We start from the raw sequence: 15,941 nt of genomic DNA on the forward strand, positions 1-15,941 counted from the left end.
TTACAATTTTCTAATAACAAAATTTACACGCCTGTTTTTGGCTCGGCCTTCTTCTGTGCTGTTTGGCGCGATGGGTTGGCTGCTGCCCGCACCGCGTGCGGCTACTTTTTCGGCAGGAATTTGTTTTTGTTGGATTAAAAAATCTGCAACGGCTTTGGCTCTTTTATCCGCCAAAATTAAATTATCGGATACATTTCCTGTACTGTCTGTATGTCCAATTATTTCTATATGAATAGCTGAATTAGTGCGAAACAGCGCGGCCAAACGCTCCAGTGCTGGCAAAGAACTTGGCAAAATATCAGATTTATTTACCTCAAAAAATAAATTGTCAATAGTCAAATCGCTGCCTTTTTGCAATGGCGTGAGTTCCAGATTTTTTTCAATAAAAGAATGGCTGCGCATTTCTACTTTAGTCAAATCCAAATGCGCCGACGAAGCCCAAAAATTTGGCTTTTGTGCCCAAATCGCATATTCGTAGCCATAAGCCATCGCAATGTTATAAGAGCCGTCCGCCGCCGCAGGTACTTGTATGTGAGAGCCATCGGGCAAAATTTGGTAAAAAATTTGCGCTGCTACAGATTCTTTGGTTTGGGAGTTGAGCACCTTGCCCGAAACGGTCAGCACGGCGGTAGGTTTTGCCCAATCGGGTAGCCAAACTTGCACAATGTCGCTGGTGTGGCCTTCGTCTGGGCGGTACACGGACATATACGCGTAGTCGGTGGTGGTGGTTGGCATCGAAAAAAATAATTCGCTGGCCGCCGAGTTGATGCGCTTGCCTAAATTTTGGGGTTTGCTCCAGTGCTGCCACGTGTTGTCTTTGCGTTGGCTCATGTAAATATCCAGTTGCCCGAAACCGTTGGGGCGGTTGCTGGCAAAATACAACGTCTGTTCGTCGGCGGCCAAAAAGGGCGTATCTTCCACAAAATCAGGCGTATTAATGTCTTCTCCCAAGCTGATGGGTTTTGTCCAATGCCCCGTAGTGTCTTTGAAAGTTACATACAAATCAGCGTCGCCCGCGCCCGCGCCCGCTTTTTCACTAAAACCCATTACTAATATAGTGCCGTCTGCCGACAGTGAAGCCGAACTATGTTGGCCGCGTTGCAAATGGGTGTAATCAGGAATTTGGAGCATTTCGGTGACACCCCAGCCGTCGGGGGTGCGTTTGGCTACTGACCAACCTACACCAATATATTTCCCATTTTGATACGCGCCTCTGACCAAAATCTGTTTGCCTTGCGGAAATACAGCCTGCACGCTGTTTGCCCATTCGTCGTTGAGGGGTGCGGCGGCGTGCTTTGCTTTCGTCCAAGTGCCTTGTGCATTTTTGGTCGAAAACCAAATGTCCATGTCGGTTTCGCCTGTGGCAATATTGTCGGGGTGGTGGGTTCGGGAAAAAAATAGTGTATTATCGTCGGGACTGATGCAAGGAGTAAGTTCTGGATAGGAAGTGTTGATTTTATTCGATAATAACTCAACTCTTTGAGAATAGGAATGTATTGTTATTAAAATAAAAAAACAGAGCAATGTTTTTATTTTCATATGGATCTAGCTAATAGTATGTGTTTGAATGATTGCCTTTTTTTAGATAAAATCACTGTTTTTTCATGAAAAATAAATAATAACATGGATTAGCAAAAAGCACGCCAATAATTATCAAATATATACATTTTTTCGATAAAAAATATTTGAAAACCAAATAAAGTAGTTGTTAATTAAAAAAATACCAAATAAAAAAGGTGTAAAATTTGCGTTTTTGAAAGATACGCTTAATTTTGTTGACTAAGTTTAACCTTTAATTTTATTTGTTCATTATGAAAAAAACTCTACTCATTAGCTTTGTGCTGATGGTTGCGGTGCTAACCAGTGTGCTAGCACAAGTGACCAAAACGGTTACGGGTAAGGTTACGTCGGCTCTTGACGGGTCGCCGCTACCTGGCGTAAATGTAGTGGTAAAAGGTACAACACAAGGTGTTATATCTGATGTCGATGGTAAGTATTCTATTGAAGTACCAAGTGTGGGTGGGACACTGGTATTCTCCTTTGTGGGGATGAATACGTCTGAAGTTGCTGTTGGAGACAACGCAACCATTAATTTGGCAATGGAAACAGACATTGCTCAATTATCAGAAGTTGTAGTAACGGCTTTAGGCATAGAGCGCGAAAAACGCTCAGTAGGCTATGCTGTTACACAAGTAGGAGGCTCACAACTTACCAATTCCCGTGAAACCAATATGGTGCAAGCCCTTGCTGGTAAAGTGGCAGGCGTACAAGTAATGGGTGGCGGTGGTACGCCAGGTGCATCGAGTAAAATCATTTTGCGTGGTAATAAATCGTTCGGAGATAATCAACCATTATTTGTAATTGACGGTATACCAATGGATAATAGTACTGATGCATCTAATGCAGGAGATAATCCTTACGAGCCAACGTTAGAGCAAGTAAACTATTCAAACCGCGCTGTTGATATCAACCCTAATGACATCGAAAGCATGACCGTATTGAAAGGGCCTGCTGCCGCAGCTCTTTATGGTGTACGTGGCGGTAATGGTGTCATTATGATTACTACTAAAAAAGGTAAATTTGGCCAAAAAACACGCGTAGATATTAACTCAAGCATAGATTTTAGCCAAGTAAATAAGCTGCCTGATTTGCAAACTACTTATGGACAATCAGATGGTTCTCCACAATCGTGGGGGGCTAAGAATACCCAAGCTGGTGTAAATAATGCTGAAAAATTCTTTAAAACAGGTGTTACAACTTCTAATGATGTTGCCATTACATCTGGTACGGAGAAAAATTCATATCGTCTGTCGGTAGGGCATTTACATCAGGATGGTATCATTCCTACAACAAACTTTAGCCGTTTTACTGCACGTCTAACTGCACAATCAGAATTAAGAAAAGATTTGACAGCCTCTACTACAGTTTCCTTCACCAATTCTGGCGGTCGTCGTGCACAACAAGGCAGTAATGCATCAGGTGTGATGCTAAGTTTACTTCGTGCGCCAAGTAGCTTTGATTTACTAGATGCTTACAATCATCCTAATGCAGATGGGTCTCAAAATAATTACTGGGCTGGTTATGATAATACATATTGGAGTTTACATCATAATCCATTTAAAGATAATAACAAGCGCTTAATTGGTAATATCTCTTTAAATTATACTCCAATGGATTGGTTAAAAGTTACTTATCGTCTTGGGCTTGATAATTATACTGATTATCGCCGTGGTATTTATGACATTGGTGCGCATAACAGTGCTGAAGTTGCAAATGGCCAAATAACAGAAAACTATAAACGGCACTTAGAGATATATTCTGATTTGATTATTTCTGCTAATAAGGAGTTTACTGAAAAAATACATGGATCTCTTTCCTTGGGTAATAACATCAACCAAAGAGAAAATTCGGATTTGTATTCAAGGGGCAGAGGTTTTTCTATTGATAACTTCTTTAATATGAATAATGCTGCCAGTTTTTATTCTTCACAATATGATGAACGTATAAGAAGTGCTGCATTCTTTTATGATGGTAATATTTCTTATAATAATATGTTATTCATAGGTTCTACTGGTCGTCAGGAATATTCTTCAACATTTGGCCCTAACCGTCGCCATTTCTTCTTTGCTTCTGCAACAGGTTCATTTGTTTTTACAGAGTTAGAGGCAATTAAAAATTCTAATATTACTAATTTTGGTAAACTACGTCTATCGTATGCGCGTTCTGCTAATACGCCAAGTGCATATGATTGGATTAAGTATCCATACAAGCAACCAAGTTTTGCTGATGGTTATACAAATGGATTTTCATTGCCTTACTTGGGTACAAATGGCTATGGTCATTCAAATACTATTGGTAACCCTGATTTGAAGCCAGAGTTTACGGCAGGTCCAGAAGTAGGTTTAGAAGTCAATTTCTTAAAAGATCGCATCAAAGCGGATGTTACATACTACAACCAAAAAACAACAGATATTATTTTAGAGAGTCCAGCATCTCCAAGTTCTGGTTATACTGCTAAGTTAAGCAATGCTGCTACTATTGTAAACAAGGGTTGGGAAATTTCGCTTTCAGGTACTCCTGTGAAAACTAAGGATTTTGACTGGACAATTGATGTAAACTATACGCGTAATAGAAATGAAGTAACTGCTTTAGCTAAAGGTGTTTCTGAGCAAGAACTTGCTTCTGGTTTTGAAGATGCTCGTATTTTTGCTATTGTGGGTAAACCTTATGGTTCAATCTATGGTACTAAATGGCAACGTGATAGCAATGGCAAAATCATTGTAGGTGCAAATGGACGCCCTTTGAAGACTACTACTCTATATGACTTAGGGAATCCTTATCCTGATTTTATCATGGGTATCCGTAATACATTCACTTACAAAGATTTTAAACTTTCTGCACTTCTAGATATTCACCAAGGCGGTAAAATGTGGAATGGTACAAATGCTCGCTTGAACCGTTTTGGCGTTTCTGCTGCTTCTGCATCAGTTGACCGTAGCCAAATGATGGTAGTAGATGGAGTGAAAGAAGATGGTAGTAAAAACGATATCCAAATTACTCCACAAGAGTACTATACTTATTATAAAGGTGATTTGGGTGCGGTAGAGGAGAACGTACAAGATATTTCTTGGGTTCGTTTGCGTGAAGTGTCTTTAGGATATACTATCAGAAAAATCAAGTATGTACAAGCAGTTGATATTACTTTCACTGGTCGGAACTTGTGGTTGAAGTCTAATTATGTAGGTATGGATCCTGAAACAAGCCTTACTGGTGCTGGTTCTAACTACAACGGTATTGACTGGTTTGGTATGCCAAATACTAAATCATACAATATAGCACTTCATATTACCTTATAATTTATTGTTGAATTCATAATCTTAATATAATATGAAAAAAATATCATTATTCCTATTGGCTGCTGGGCTAATTGGTATGCAAAGTTGTAATGACTTTGTGAGCAAAGATGACATAAGCCCAAATACGCCAACTCACGCTACTTTAGCGACACTTACCCCTGTATGCGAACTGTCTATATTTGCTGTTTATACAGGTCAGTTGACGCGTAGTGCTTCTATGTTTGTACAACACACAGAAGGTACAGATGGTCAAATGGTGGATTTTGCTCGTTATCAAATATCTGAATCAGATATTACCAACGACTGGAATACAATTTATTCTTCTGGTATCGTGAACACCAAACAATTGATTCTGGACGCAACTGCTCAAAAAGCACCTTATTATGCTGGTATAGGCAAGGTGCTACAAGCGATGCTTTATGGTGTTGCTACGGATTATTGGGGTGATATACCAACTACAGAAGCAGGTTTAGGTTTAGAAAATTTACAACCTAAATACGAAAAACAAGAAGTTGTTATTCAACAAATTCAGGATTTGCTCTCTGATGCGATAAAGGATTTTAAAACAAGCGAAGATGAAAATGCTTTATTGCCAGGTGGTGAGGACTATATGCACAAAGGTGATCCTGAAGCTTGGAAAAAAGCCGCATGGTTATTGAAAGCTCGTTATGCCAATAGATTAAGTAAAAAGGATAAAGTAGGCTCTGCTACTAATGCTTTAGCTTATCTTGATAGTGCTGCTGCTATTAGTGCTACTTATGAAACAAAGGCTATATTTAGTGAGGATGGTAATTCTTTAAATCCTTGGTATGCTTTTGATGAAAATAGAACAGGTTATATTAGTGCAAGTGCAACATTGGTTGATACATTAAAAGGACTTAGCGATCCTCGTTTGCCTTTCTATTTTAGCAAAAATAAAGATGATGTTTATATTGGAGCTCCTGTAGGTATTGCAAAAGCAGGAAAATATTCTACAGTTGGTGATTTTTATAAAGGCAACTCACTTCCGCTCATTACTGAAGAAGAGGCTTTGTTTATTGAGGCAGAGGCCGCACTTCGTCAAAATGATGATGCCACTGCACAAAGTGCTTATTCAAGTGCTATTGTTACAGCTCTAAATCGTTTCGGAATTTCGGATGCTGCCTATGTAGCTGCTCACGGAACATTGTCTGGAACTACTGATGAGAAAAAAGCTCAAATCATGTTCCAAAAATGGATTGCAATGTACACCCAACCTGAAGTTTGGGCCGATTGGCGTAGAACAGGATTGCCTGCAATTACTCCAAATCCAAAGGCTGATAAAGCAATTCCTCGTAGATACCCGACCACTGTTGATGAACGTGTATATAATCCATATGCAACAGTGGTATCTAATAGTACTGATCCCGTTTGGTGGGACGCTCAATAATCTACTGATGTAGTTGAACTATAAAAAAAACCTGCTTCTCTACGGAGAGGCAGGTTTTTTTTATTTTCTAAAAATATATAAGATTCTTTATACAGAAATTTCGCGGCAATCTTTCGCGCGATTCATTCCCACAACATATTTGGTATGTACGCTAATTTAGGTAATTTTGTAGGGCATTACAGCAAGCTGATACACCAAAACCAAAGGCTGTTTTGTGTCGCAAAACCTATCAACATTTTTCCTACATTCATAAGTAGTTATGAAACTCAACATTCACAATCGAGAAAAATTTGTGCAGAGGCACATCGGGGCAGAACCCGAAAAAATCCAACAAATGTTAGCCACCATTGGCGCGGCTTCGGTAGATGAGCTTATTTCGCAAACCGTTCCTGCCAACATTAGGTTGCCCAAAGCTCTCAACTTACCCGCCCCACAGAGCGAGTTTGAGTTTCTGAAAAATTTTAAGGCCATTACCTCCCAAAATCAAATTTTCAAATCCTACATCGGAATGGGCTACTACGGTACGATTGTGCCGCCTGTTATTCTTCGGAATATTTTGGAAAATCCAGGTTGGTACACGGCTTACACGCCGTATCAGGCCGAAATCGCACAAGGTCGCCTCGAAGCCCTTCTCAACTACCAAACCGCTGTCATTGACCTTACGGGAATGGAAATCGCAAACGCTTCGCTTCTGGATGAAGCCACCGCCGCCGCCGAAGCCATGACCATGCTCCACAGCCTTCGTAAACCTTCCAAAAAAACTGCTGATACTTTCTTTGTTTCAGAACTTTGCCTTCCTCAAACCATAGACGTACTGCTCACTCGTGCCACGCCTCTGGGAATCAAACTAAAAGTTGGCAATCACCTTACCCAAGACCTTACAGATGCTACACTTTTCGGCGTAATGCTTCAGTATCCAGCCGCCGACGGTCAGGTATTTGATTATACAGATTTTATTGCTGCTGCCCACGAACAAGATTTGTTTGTGGCTGTTGCTGCCGATTTGCTTTCGCTTACTTTGCTCAAATCACCAGGCGAAATGAACGCCGACGTGGTGGTGGGCAGTTCGCAACGTTTTGGCGTGCCAATGGGCTTTGGTGGCCCACACGCGGCATTTTTTGCTACGCGCGACGAGTTCAAACGCAATATTCCAGGCCGTATCATTGGTATTTCGATAGATGCCGAAGGCAACAAGGCGTACCGTATGGCTTTGCAAACGCGTGAACAACATATTCGCCGCGAAAAAGCTACTTCTAACATTTGTACGGCGCAAGTATTGTTGTCGGTAATGGCAGGTAGTTATGCGGTTTATCATGGTGCTAAAGGCCTAAAAGCCATTGCCGAACGCATACACGGACTTACGCAAGTGTTGGCGCAAGGTCTTGCCAAATTGGGTTACAAACAAGAAAATGGCGTAGCTTTCGATACGCTAAAAGTAGCCGTAACGCGTCAAGATACCATTAAAACATTGGCAGAAGCTGCCGAAATTAATTTGCGTTATTTCCAAGAAAGCGCACACGTAGGCATTTCTTTGGACGAAACGACAAGCCTCGAAGAAGTAAAAGCTTTGTTGGCGGTTTTTGCTAAAGCTGCCGAACGTGCCGTTAATTTTTCGGTAGAAGAATTGGCCGAAAATGTGGAATTGGCTATTCCTGCAGCTTTGGTGCGTGAGTCGGCTTACCTGACACACCCCGTTTTCAATAGCTACCATACCGAACACGAGATGTTGCGCTATATCAAACATCTGGAAAACAAAGATTTATCAATGGTTCATTCCATGATTTCTTTGGGTTCGTGTACCATGAAGCTCAACGCTACTACAGAAATGATTCCTGTTACTTGGGCTGAAATCGGTAATATTCACCCGTTCGCGCCAACGTCTCAGACCAAAGGTTTCCAACAAATCGTTACGAATTTGGAAAAATGGTTGTCGGAAATTACAGGTTTTGCGGGCGTTTCGGTGCAACCTAATTCAGGCGCACAAGGCGAATACGCTGGCTTGATGGTAATCCGCGCGTATCACGAAAGTAGGGGAGATGCGCACCGCAATGTTTCGCTTATTCCTTCTTCTGCACACGGCACAAACCCAGCTTCGGCGGTAATGGCAGGCATGAAAGTAGTGGTAGTAAAATGCGACGAAAAAGGCAATATTGATGTGGCCGATTTGAAAGCGAAAGCCGAACAATACAGCCAAAATCTTTCTTGCTTAATGGTTACTTATCCATCTACGCACGGCGTTTTTGAGGAAAGTATCCGCGAAATTTGTGAGACAATTCACCAACACGGCGGCCAAGTGTATATGGACGGCGCAAACATGAACGCGCAAGTTGGCCTTACAAGTCCAGGCTTTATTGGTGCGGACGTTTGCCACTTGAATTTACACAAAACCTTCTGTATTCCGCACGGTGGCGGTGGTCCGGGTGTTGGCCCAATTGGTGTAGCAGCGCATTTAGTACCGTTTTTGCCAAGCCACGCCGTTGTAAAAACAGGCGGAGACAATGGCATTCATGCGGTTTCGGCTGCACCTTATGGCAGTGCCAGCATTTTGGTAATTTCGTATGCGTACATCGCCATGATGGGCACGGAAGGACTTACTAATTCTACGCGTCATGCCATTCTGAATGCGAACTATATCAAAGCACGTTTGGAACAACATTATCCGATTTTGTACACGGGCAGCAATGGCCGTTGTGCGCACGAAATGATTGTGGATTTCCGCCAGTTCAAACATACATTGGGCGTAGAGGTGGAAGATGTGGCCAAACGCCTAATGGATTATGGCTATCATGCGCCTACCGTATCGTTCCCTGTGGCGGGTACGCTTATGATTGAGCCAACCGAAAGCGAAAGCAAGGAAGAATTAGATCGTTTCTGCGATGCCCTTATTTCGATTCGTCAGGAAATACAAGAAATCGAAGACGGCGCAGCCGACAAGCAAAACAACGTGTTGAAAAACGCGCCGCATACGGCTTCTTCGGTGTTGTCGGAGCAATGGAACAGACCATACAGCCGCGAAAAGGCCGTTTATCCGTTGCCTTACGTGCGTGCCTCTAAGTTCTGGCCAAGCGTTAGCCGCATTGATAGTGCTTACGGCGACCGCAATTTGGTTTGTGCTTGTGTGCCTACGGAAGAATACGAACAAGCTGCAAACGTTTAAGTTTTCTTTGATTAAACAAAAGCGAAGGCTGCTCTACTAATGTGGGGCAGTCTTTTCTTTTAATGACGTATTGGGTATTTCACTCCCTAAAATTCAATGGCCATTCAATATTTGTTTGCAGTGTTTTCGCATGTGTGGTCTTCTTGTCATCTGTACATTTTTTGTAAAAAATGTACGGTAATTCTTATAATGACAACATCATCTCGTATTGCGCAATAAAGCGTTTCAGACCAATGCCAGACAAAAATTGGTCTGTTGTGCGGTCGGCTTTATCGGCATTAATCATGGCCGTTTGCTTGTTGATTTGCTTGGCCAAATGGCTAAACAAATACGTGGCCGCGCCTTTGTGCCGATGCGCTGGGTGCGTGGCAAACTGCTGTATTCGGTTGCTTTGTTGGTTATAAATCAGATACGAAATGAGACTTCCTTCTGGCGTGCACAAAGCCCATATTTGTATATTTTCTTGCTGATTTCCGATGGTTTGAATGCTGTTTTGCCACGTGGGCGGCCAATCCCAAAAAGTTTGGGCAAGCGGCCAGTCCAGTGCATCAAGTCGCTGAAGTTGCCACGCAATCGGCTGGTATTTCGGCTGAATCATGCCCTTGTAGCTTTGCAAAACGCGCACCGTTTCAAAACCAATTTTTTGGTATGCCCGAATCGCTTTTTCGTTGGCTTCTATCACTTCCAACTGCACCGACTCAAAATGATTGGCTTTTAGTTTAGGTAAAATAAAATCATACAATTGCCTCGTAATCTGCTGTTTGCGATGGCTCGGCACAACGCCTGTGCCTGCGTTGTAAACAGCCGTTTTATTCGTGCCGTGCAACACAAAACCGACAAGCTGGCCGCCGTCGAAAGCTCCTACCGACCAAGACAAGTCTATATTTTCCGCATGGATTTTGGCAGCAAGCACAGGCTCGGTCAAGTGCATGGGAATCAGATAATCCGAAAAAGCCAAATTAAAAGCCTGCGTCAGTTCGGGCAGACTGATATTTTCTAAGGTGTTGATTTCCATTTTATTAAATTAAACTCCTTACTTTTTGCGTTCCAAGCGGTACATTTGTCTGAGCAGCAAGATGTATTGTATGCCTACTTCGGGGCTGTCGGCATTGATTACTTTATCAAAACCGCTGCGGTCGATACCTTCATAATAAAAGGTTTTGCTTTTGCGTGCGATTTGCTTGGCGTAGTTGCTATTTTGGCTATAATCCTGAAAATCACCACTTTCAAAAGCGGTATATTCCTTGTATTGTTGGTTGGGATACACATAAGTAAACCGTTCGGAAAGACTCGGATTGCCCACAGGCTTAATGGCAAATAATTTCTGGTAATTTTCCACACGCTTTGCCGTGATTTTGAGGGCTTCGGCCAACAAATTTTGATGAATTTCTTCGGTGTTATCGTTGATGTAATCCACTTTGATAATGTCATAAATCCCGAACTCCGCCGCAAATTCAATGATTTTGTCTATGTCCGCAAACTTGCTGGTAGTTACGATTACGTTCTTTTTTAGCTCAAAACCTTTTTCGATTTGGGTCGCTTTTCTTTCAGAAACCACATAATCATAAATCTTATTTTGCGCGATAAAATCCACGAAAACAGCTTCTTTTTTTAGCCCAATGCCTTTTAATTTTTGCAAAAAGCCGTTGATGCGTTCTGAGATTTTCGCGTTACATTCTTTGGGCGTAACGGCCTCCTGATTCAGCCCCAACGTGAGTACATATTTATCGGCTGTTTTCTGTAACAATATTTTTACGTTCATGGCCAGCGTCGAATCTGTGACCACATAGCCATACAAATCGTCTCCCGCCAACACGTCGTCGGTGCGATGATTGCGCCCAAACGACTGATTCCCGCTAATTTGTGCCCAAGCCGAACCGCTGCCCAGTAGCAGACCAGCCGCCAGTATCCAATGTATTTTTTTCATTTTCGTAAAAGCAATGTGATTGTACAAAAACGGGCTTACATTGCTGCAAGCCCGTCGGTTTATCTGTCCAATTAGTCTCTTTCTTTGAGCCATTTGGTAATGGTTGGCGCGAGTTCTTTTTGCGAACGATTTCCCACAAAAACCCCAATATGTCCACCAGGGAACTCGTACATGGTTTTGTCCGTTGAGCTTACCAAATCGTTGAGCGGCTTAGAAGCCGTCGGCGGAACAAGATGGTCTTCGGCTGCAAAAATATTTAGCAAAGGCATATTGATATTTTTCAAATTCACTTTTTTGCCAACCACCAACTCGCCGCGCATGAGCTTATTTTGTTGGTATAAGTCCTTGAGGAACTGACGATAACATTCGCCTGCTTGGTCGGGGCTGTCGGCTACCCATTTTTCCATACGCAAAAAATTCAGGAGCTTGTCTTTGTCCTGAAGCATATCTACCAAGCCGTTCATTTTGCGAACTTTGCTCATTGGTTTGAGCATATCAAATCCGAAATTCAAGAAATCACCTGGCACAACACCGCCATAACCGTCCACGATAGCATCCACATCCAGCCCACGCGACCAACGGAACAACAAGCCTTCTTCAATGGAGAAGTCCACAGGCGTAACCATGGTAATCAAATTTTTGATTTTTTCGGGATAATGCGAAGCAAAAATCGTACTGAATGTTCCGCCCTGACACACACCCAACAAATTGATTTTGTCGTGGCCTGTGGTTTTGCGTACATAATCCGCACAATCGAGCATGAACCCGTTAATATAGTCGTCCATGGTGTTGTAGCGGTCGGCACGCGTAGCATAACCCCAGTCAATCAGGTACACGTCCACACCCGAAGCCACCAAATTGCGGATAAGACTGCGGTCAGGTTGCAAGTCCATCATGTCGGCGCGATTCACCAACGCATAAGCAATCAACAAAGGCGTTTTGAGCGTTACTTTTTCGCTTTTGTAGCGATAGAGCTTTATTTTGCCCGACTGCCAAACCACCTCGCGCGGCGCAGTAGCTACATCAACTTCATCAATTTGGGCTAAATTTTCATAGCCTCTTACCACTTTACTGGCACTGTCTGCAACTTCTTGCAACAGATTAGAAATAGGCTCGGTTGTCATCGGAGAAATGTTTTTGGGGTTGGATAATTCAATAGGACATACGGCAAAGTTTTTATGGTTTCCTTGCCTACATCACAAATATACCTTCCCTTATTATAATTCCAAGCCCCAACCAAGTTTTATTTATGCACGAATAAATTATCTTTAATCTATAACTTTTATCACAAAAAACACTTACAAAAGTCAATTAAAATACTGCTAAATCCTTTCCGAACTGGATTATTATCGGTAAGTTTGTCTCTATTGTCTATTTTTGCAGCGCACTTACCAAAATCATAAAAATATACATGAAACTCATCTTAGCTTCTGGCTCACCACGTCGCAAACAATTGTTACAAGAATTGGGCTACTCGTTTTCTGTCCAAACCAAAGACGTAGCCGAAGATTTTCCCGCTTCGCTGCCAGCCGCCGAAGTCCCCGTATTTTTGGCTTACAAAAAAGCAAAGGCTTTTGCCTCCGAAGAACTTGCAGATAAAGTAGTTCTGACCGCCGATACCGTCGTAATCTTGGACGGAAAAGTGCTTAACAAACCAGAATCTGAAGCGCAAGCCTTCGAGATGCTCTCGGCACTTTCGGGGCGTGTGCATGAGGTCGTTACGGGTGTGTGTGTGCGTACCGAACATTCCGTACATACTTTTTCAGACCAAACCAACGTATATTTCAAACCATTGAGCGAAGAAGAAATCATTTTTTATATTCGCCAGTACAAACCCTTCGACAAGGCAGGAGCTTACGGCGCACAAGAATGGCTTGGCATGATTGCTGTAGAGCGTATCGAAGGTTCTTATTTTAATGTTATGGGCTTGCCTGTGCATAAAGTGTATGAAGCATTGCGCAGTTTTCATTTGGAGTAAAGTGTTACTTTTTCTTTTTTAGTTATGGTAAAGAAAATATTTTTATTTGTATTGATAATCTGTGGGTTACAAGTGGTTTATGCCCAAAAAAAACCAATCAAACAGCCCAAAAAGGTTTTGGAAACTGTCTATATTCGGGATAATTTTTATGCCGACGAAATAGAAATAAGTGTAGAAGATTGGGTTTATTTTATTGGCTACAAATTGCACGTAGAAGGTGGCGATTCTGCTCGTAAAATGCTTCCAGATTTGCGGCTACTTGCCCCACAAGCCTACCAATTGCTCAACATTGTGCGCGACCTTTGCCAGCGCGAGCCAGGCGATGCTGTCATGTTGGCCACCAATAATTTAGGCGAAATATTACAGCCACTTACTTTTGTGGAACAAGTAAACAAAAGCAAAGAGTCTTTACTTCCTGCTACTGAATTTCCGATTACGGGCATTAGCTACGAGCAAGCGAAGGCATTTTGTGCGTGGCGTACCAACCAAATTACTGAATTGTTGAATAGTGGGAGCAAAAAAGCTAAGAAATTAGGTTTACAAAAAGCGATTTTCAGATTGCCGACTCCCGCCGAAGCAGATTCGCTGCTTGCCTTGTGCCAAGACCCCAACCAAGACGGTCAAGTCGATTCTGTTTTTATCAAAACAGGTTGCCGCCTCTGGAATTATAGCCGTAGCATTGGTTGCCCCGATGATGGCCTGAAAGTTCAGACCTACGGAAAGCAAGCCATGATGCGCTACCGAACCTACGACCCCATTCCGCAAGGTTTTTTTGACGTGTTGGGGAATGTGGCCGAACTGACTAATCAAAAATATATCTGTAAAGGTGGCAGCTTTCGGCAACCCGCTCAAGACGGACTCAGTGGCGCATATATTCGCTATTCTCAGCCCGAACAATGGATAGGGTTTCGGTGTTTTGCCGAATATGTTTTTACACCCAAAGAAAAATAAAGAATGTTGTTCGTCCGCGATATTTTAAAGGATTTTCTTTTTAATATTTTGATAGTCAGTGGATAGTCGATGCTTACAGGGTGCGCATGGCGTATCATCGAAAAAATATAGCGAGGGAAAATAATTTTTTGATACCGAAAAGCGGCTTGTAAAGGCCGCTTTTTTTATGCGTTAGCTTGAATGAAAAAATAAAGGTTGGTAACAAAATTATATTTACTGGCGTTAAACTTATACGTTACGAACGCATCTTACTACCAAAAATTTTCGGAGCTATGAAACAAGAAGTATTATGGTCTTTGCGCTTGGGATTTTCGCGCAAGCAGGCCGAGCAAATCAAGACATTAGGCATAGAAACATTCTTGGAAAAATCTTTTGCGGCTGACTGGCAGGTGCAAGAACCTGCGTGTTTTGAGGGCGTAGCCAAAACGCAAGAAGAATTAAAGAAAGAGGTTTTAGCCGCGAAAGAGGCCGCCAAAGAAGGAAAAAAATTGATTCGGAAAGAATATAAAAAAGTAGAATTGGAGTTTAAGGCATGGTGGCTACAGCGCATGAGTGAAGCGGAATTTCCGTTGCATGAGAAAATGAATTTATTTTGGCATAATCATTTTGTTTCTACATTTAAATCCGTCAAATTTCCTTATTGGATTTATCAACAATATCTTATCATTAATCAACATTCTTTAGGTAATTTTAAAGAAATGACTAAAGCAATGATGTATTCAAATGCTATGCTAAAATATTTGAGTAATAACAAAAATAAGAATGGGAAAATAAATGAAAATTTGGGTAGAGAATTGCTTGAATTATTCACATTAGGCGAGGGACATTATACAGAATCTGACATTAAAAATACAGCTTTATCATTAGCTGGACTTACAACAAGCAATCAAAAAGGAGAATACAAGTCAAAACAAAAAAATAATGACATTAAAAGTGTATTTTGGAAAAAAGGTAATTTTATTATTGATGATGTAATTGATATTATTTTTGAGCAAAAAAATGTTCAATATTTTGTTACAGAAAAAATATTAAAATGGTTTGTATATGACAACCAAAGCAAAGATTTAGTAAAAAAATATGGTGATAAATTCCGAGAATATAATTTTGAAATAAAACCATTTTTAGCATTTATTTTCAAAAATGAATATACTAAAAATACAGCAGGAAGCCAAATAAAAAGTCCATTGATTTATGCTTTTCAGGTTTGTAATGAGCTAAATATTAATAATATTTCTTATGTGAATTTAGCTTCTTTTATTAAGAATCAAGGCATGGATTTGTTTGACCAACCTAGTGTAAAAGGCTGGGAAGGAGGTAAAACATGGCTAAGTACACAAATTTATTTGTCCCGCAATCAACTGGCCAATATACTTACTTCTCAGAGTGCTGCCAGCCAACAACAACTAATCAATTCACTGCGCAAGGCAGACCCAGAAGCAACTCCTTATCAGCCGCATATTCAATTTGATACGCAGCATAAAGCAAAAGAAATCATTAAAGAAATGGCTGATAATCTGATATTTGAGTGTGACGATGCGCTTAAAAATGACATGAGTAACATACTCAAATACGATTTCAATCCGAAGGACGAAAACGCCGAAGCAAGTGTATTTCGTTTGTTTAATTTTTTGATAAAAACACCTGAATTTCAACTGATTTAGAGC

At 41.4% G+C, this 15,941-nt stretch carries 10 protein-coding genes; 6 read left to right on the forward strand and 4 right to left on the reverse strand.

Annotated elements, in window-relative coordinates:
• Positions 1-1,524: an OmpA family protein gene (locus BM090_RS07515; RefSeq protein ID WP_221405353.1), complete on the reverse strand. Its 1,524-nt coding sequence runs from the start codon at positions 1,522-1,524 to the stop codon at positions 1-3.
• A 287-nt stretch (positions 1,525-1,811) separates the two neighbouring features.
• On the opposite strand from BM090_RS07515, the gene BM090_RS07520 reads away from it, so the two are divergent.
• From BM090_RS07520 to gcvP, 3 genes are all read left to right on the forward strand, one after another.
• A complete protein-coding gene (locus BM090_RS07520) occupies positions 1,812-4,856 on the forward strand; it encodes a SusC/RagA family TonB-linked outer membrane protein (protein WP_091510164.1) in 3,045 nt (1,014 codons plus the stop codon).
• Between the two features lie 31 nt (positions 4,857-4,887).
• A complete protein-coding gene (locus BM090_RS07525) occupies positions 4,888-6,264 on the forward strand; it encodes a SusD/RagB family nutrient-binding outer membrane lipoprotein (protein WP_091510168.1) in 1,377 nt (458 codons plus the stop codon).
• Between the two features lie 259 nt (positions 6,265-6,523).
• Complete coding sequence (gene gcvP / locus BM090_RS07530; protein ID WP_091510171.1) at positions 6,524-9,421, forward strand: aminomethyl-transferring glycine dehydrogenase; 2,898 nt, start codon at positions 6,524-6,526, stop codon at positions 9,419-9,421.
• 184 nt (positions 9,422-9,605) lie between these two features.
• Here gcvP and BM090_RS07535 read toward each other — a convergent pair whose 3' ends face one another.
• The 3 genes from BM090_RS07535 to phaC form a co-directional block, all read right to left on the reverse strand.
• Positions 9,606-10,436 carry a GNAT family N-acetyltransferase gene (locus BM090_RS07535; protein ID WP_091510174.1) on the reverse strand — a complete coding sequence of 277 codons (831 nt, stop codon included), beginning with the start codon at positions 10,434-10,436 and terminating at the stop codon, positions 9,606-9,608.
• 18 nt (positions 10,437-10,454) lie between these two features.
• On the reverse strand, positions 10,455-11,348 hold the full coding sequence (locus BM090_RS07540; protein WP_177199865.1) for an SIMPL domain-containing protein: 894 nt from the start codon (positions 11,346-11,348) through the stop codon (positions 10,455-10,457).
• Positions 11,349-11,419: 71 nt separating this feature from the next.
• Positions 11,420-12,472, reverse strand: a complete 1,053-nt coding sequence (gene phaC, locus BM090_RS07545; RefSeq protein WP_091510181.1) for a class III poly(R)-hydroxyalkanoic acid synthase subunit PhaC — start codon at positions 12,470-12,472, stop codon at positions 11,420-11,422.
• Between the two features lie 287 nt (positions 12,473-12,759).
• On the opposite strand from phaC, the gene BM090_RS07550 reads away from it, so the two are divergent.
• The 3 genes from BM090_RS07550 (at position 12,760) to BM090_RS07560 (ending at position 15,938) form a co-directional block, all read left to right on the forward strand.
• Positions 12,760-13,326 carry a Maf family nucleotide pyrophosphatase gene (locus tag BM090_RS07550; RefSeq protein ID WP_091510185.1) on the forward strand — a complete coding sequence of 189 codons (567 nt, stop codon included), beginning with the start codon at positions 12,760-12,762 and terminating at the stop codon, positions 13,324-13,326.
• A gap of 117 nt (positions 13,327-13,443) precedes the next feature.
• Positions 13,444-14,277: an SUMF1/EgtB/PvdO family nonheme iron enzyme gene (locus tag BM090_RS07555; protein WP_221405354.1), complete on the forward strand. Its 834-nt coding sequence runs from the start codon at positions 13,444-13,446 to the stop codon at positions 14,275-14,277.
• Between the two features lie 272 nt (positions 14,278-14,549).
• The gene (locus BM090_RS07560; protein WP_143083911.1) at positions 14,550-15,938 is read left to right on the forward strand and encodes a DUF1800 family protein; all 1,389 of its coding nucleotides are present in this window, start codon (positions 14,550-14,552) and stop codon (positions 15,936-15,938) included.
• The last annotated feature ends 3 nt before the right edge of the window (positions 15,939-15,941 follow it).

Origin of the sequence: Flexibacter flexilis DSM 6793 (assembly GCF_900112255.1) — a bacterium.
In the GTDB taxonomy this organism is placed as follows: Bacteria; Bacteroidota; Bacteroidia; order Cytophagales; family Flexibacteraceae; genus Flexibacter; species Flexibacter flexilis.

What these genes read in the sequence shown, in the direction of transcription:
- BM090_RS07520 (WP_091510164.1), top strand. Translation starts at nt 1,812, where the DNA reads ATGAAAAAAACTCTACTCATTAGCTTTGTGCTGATGGTTGCGGTGCTA.
- BM090_RS07525 (WP_091510168.1), top strand. Translation starts at nt 4,888, where the DNA reads ATGAAAAAAATATCATTATTCCTATTGGCTGCTGGGCTAATTGGTATG.
- gcvP (WP_091510171.1), top strand. Translation starts at nt 6,524, where the DNA reads ATGAAACTCAACATTCACAATCGAGAAAAATTTGTGCAGAGGCACATC.
- BM090_RS07535 (WP_091510174.1), bottom strand. Translation starts at nt 10,436, where the DNA reads ATGGAAATCAACACCTTAGAAAATATCAGTCTGCCCGAACTGACGCAG.
- BM090_RS07540 (WP_177199865.1), bottom strand. Translation starts at nt 11,348, where the DNA reads ATGAAAAAAATACATTGGATACTGGCGGCTGGTCTGCTACTGGGCAGC.
- phaC (WP_091510181.1), bottom strand. Translation starts at nt 12,472, where the DNA reads ATGACAACCGAGCCTATTTCTAATCTGTTGCAAGAAGTTGCAGACAGT.
- BM090_RS07550 (WP_091510185.1), top strand. Translation starts at nt 12,760, where the DNA reads ATGAAACTCATCTTAGCTTCTGGCTCACCACGTCGCAAACAATTGTTA.
- BM090_RS07560 (WP_143083911.1), top strand. Translation starts at nt 14,550, where the DNA reads ATGAAACAAGAAGTATTATGGTCTTTGCGCTTGGGATTTTCGCGCAAG.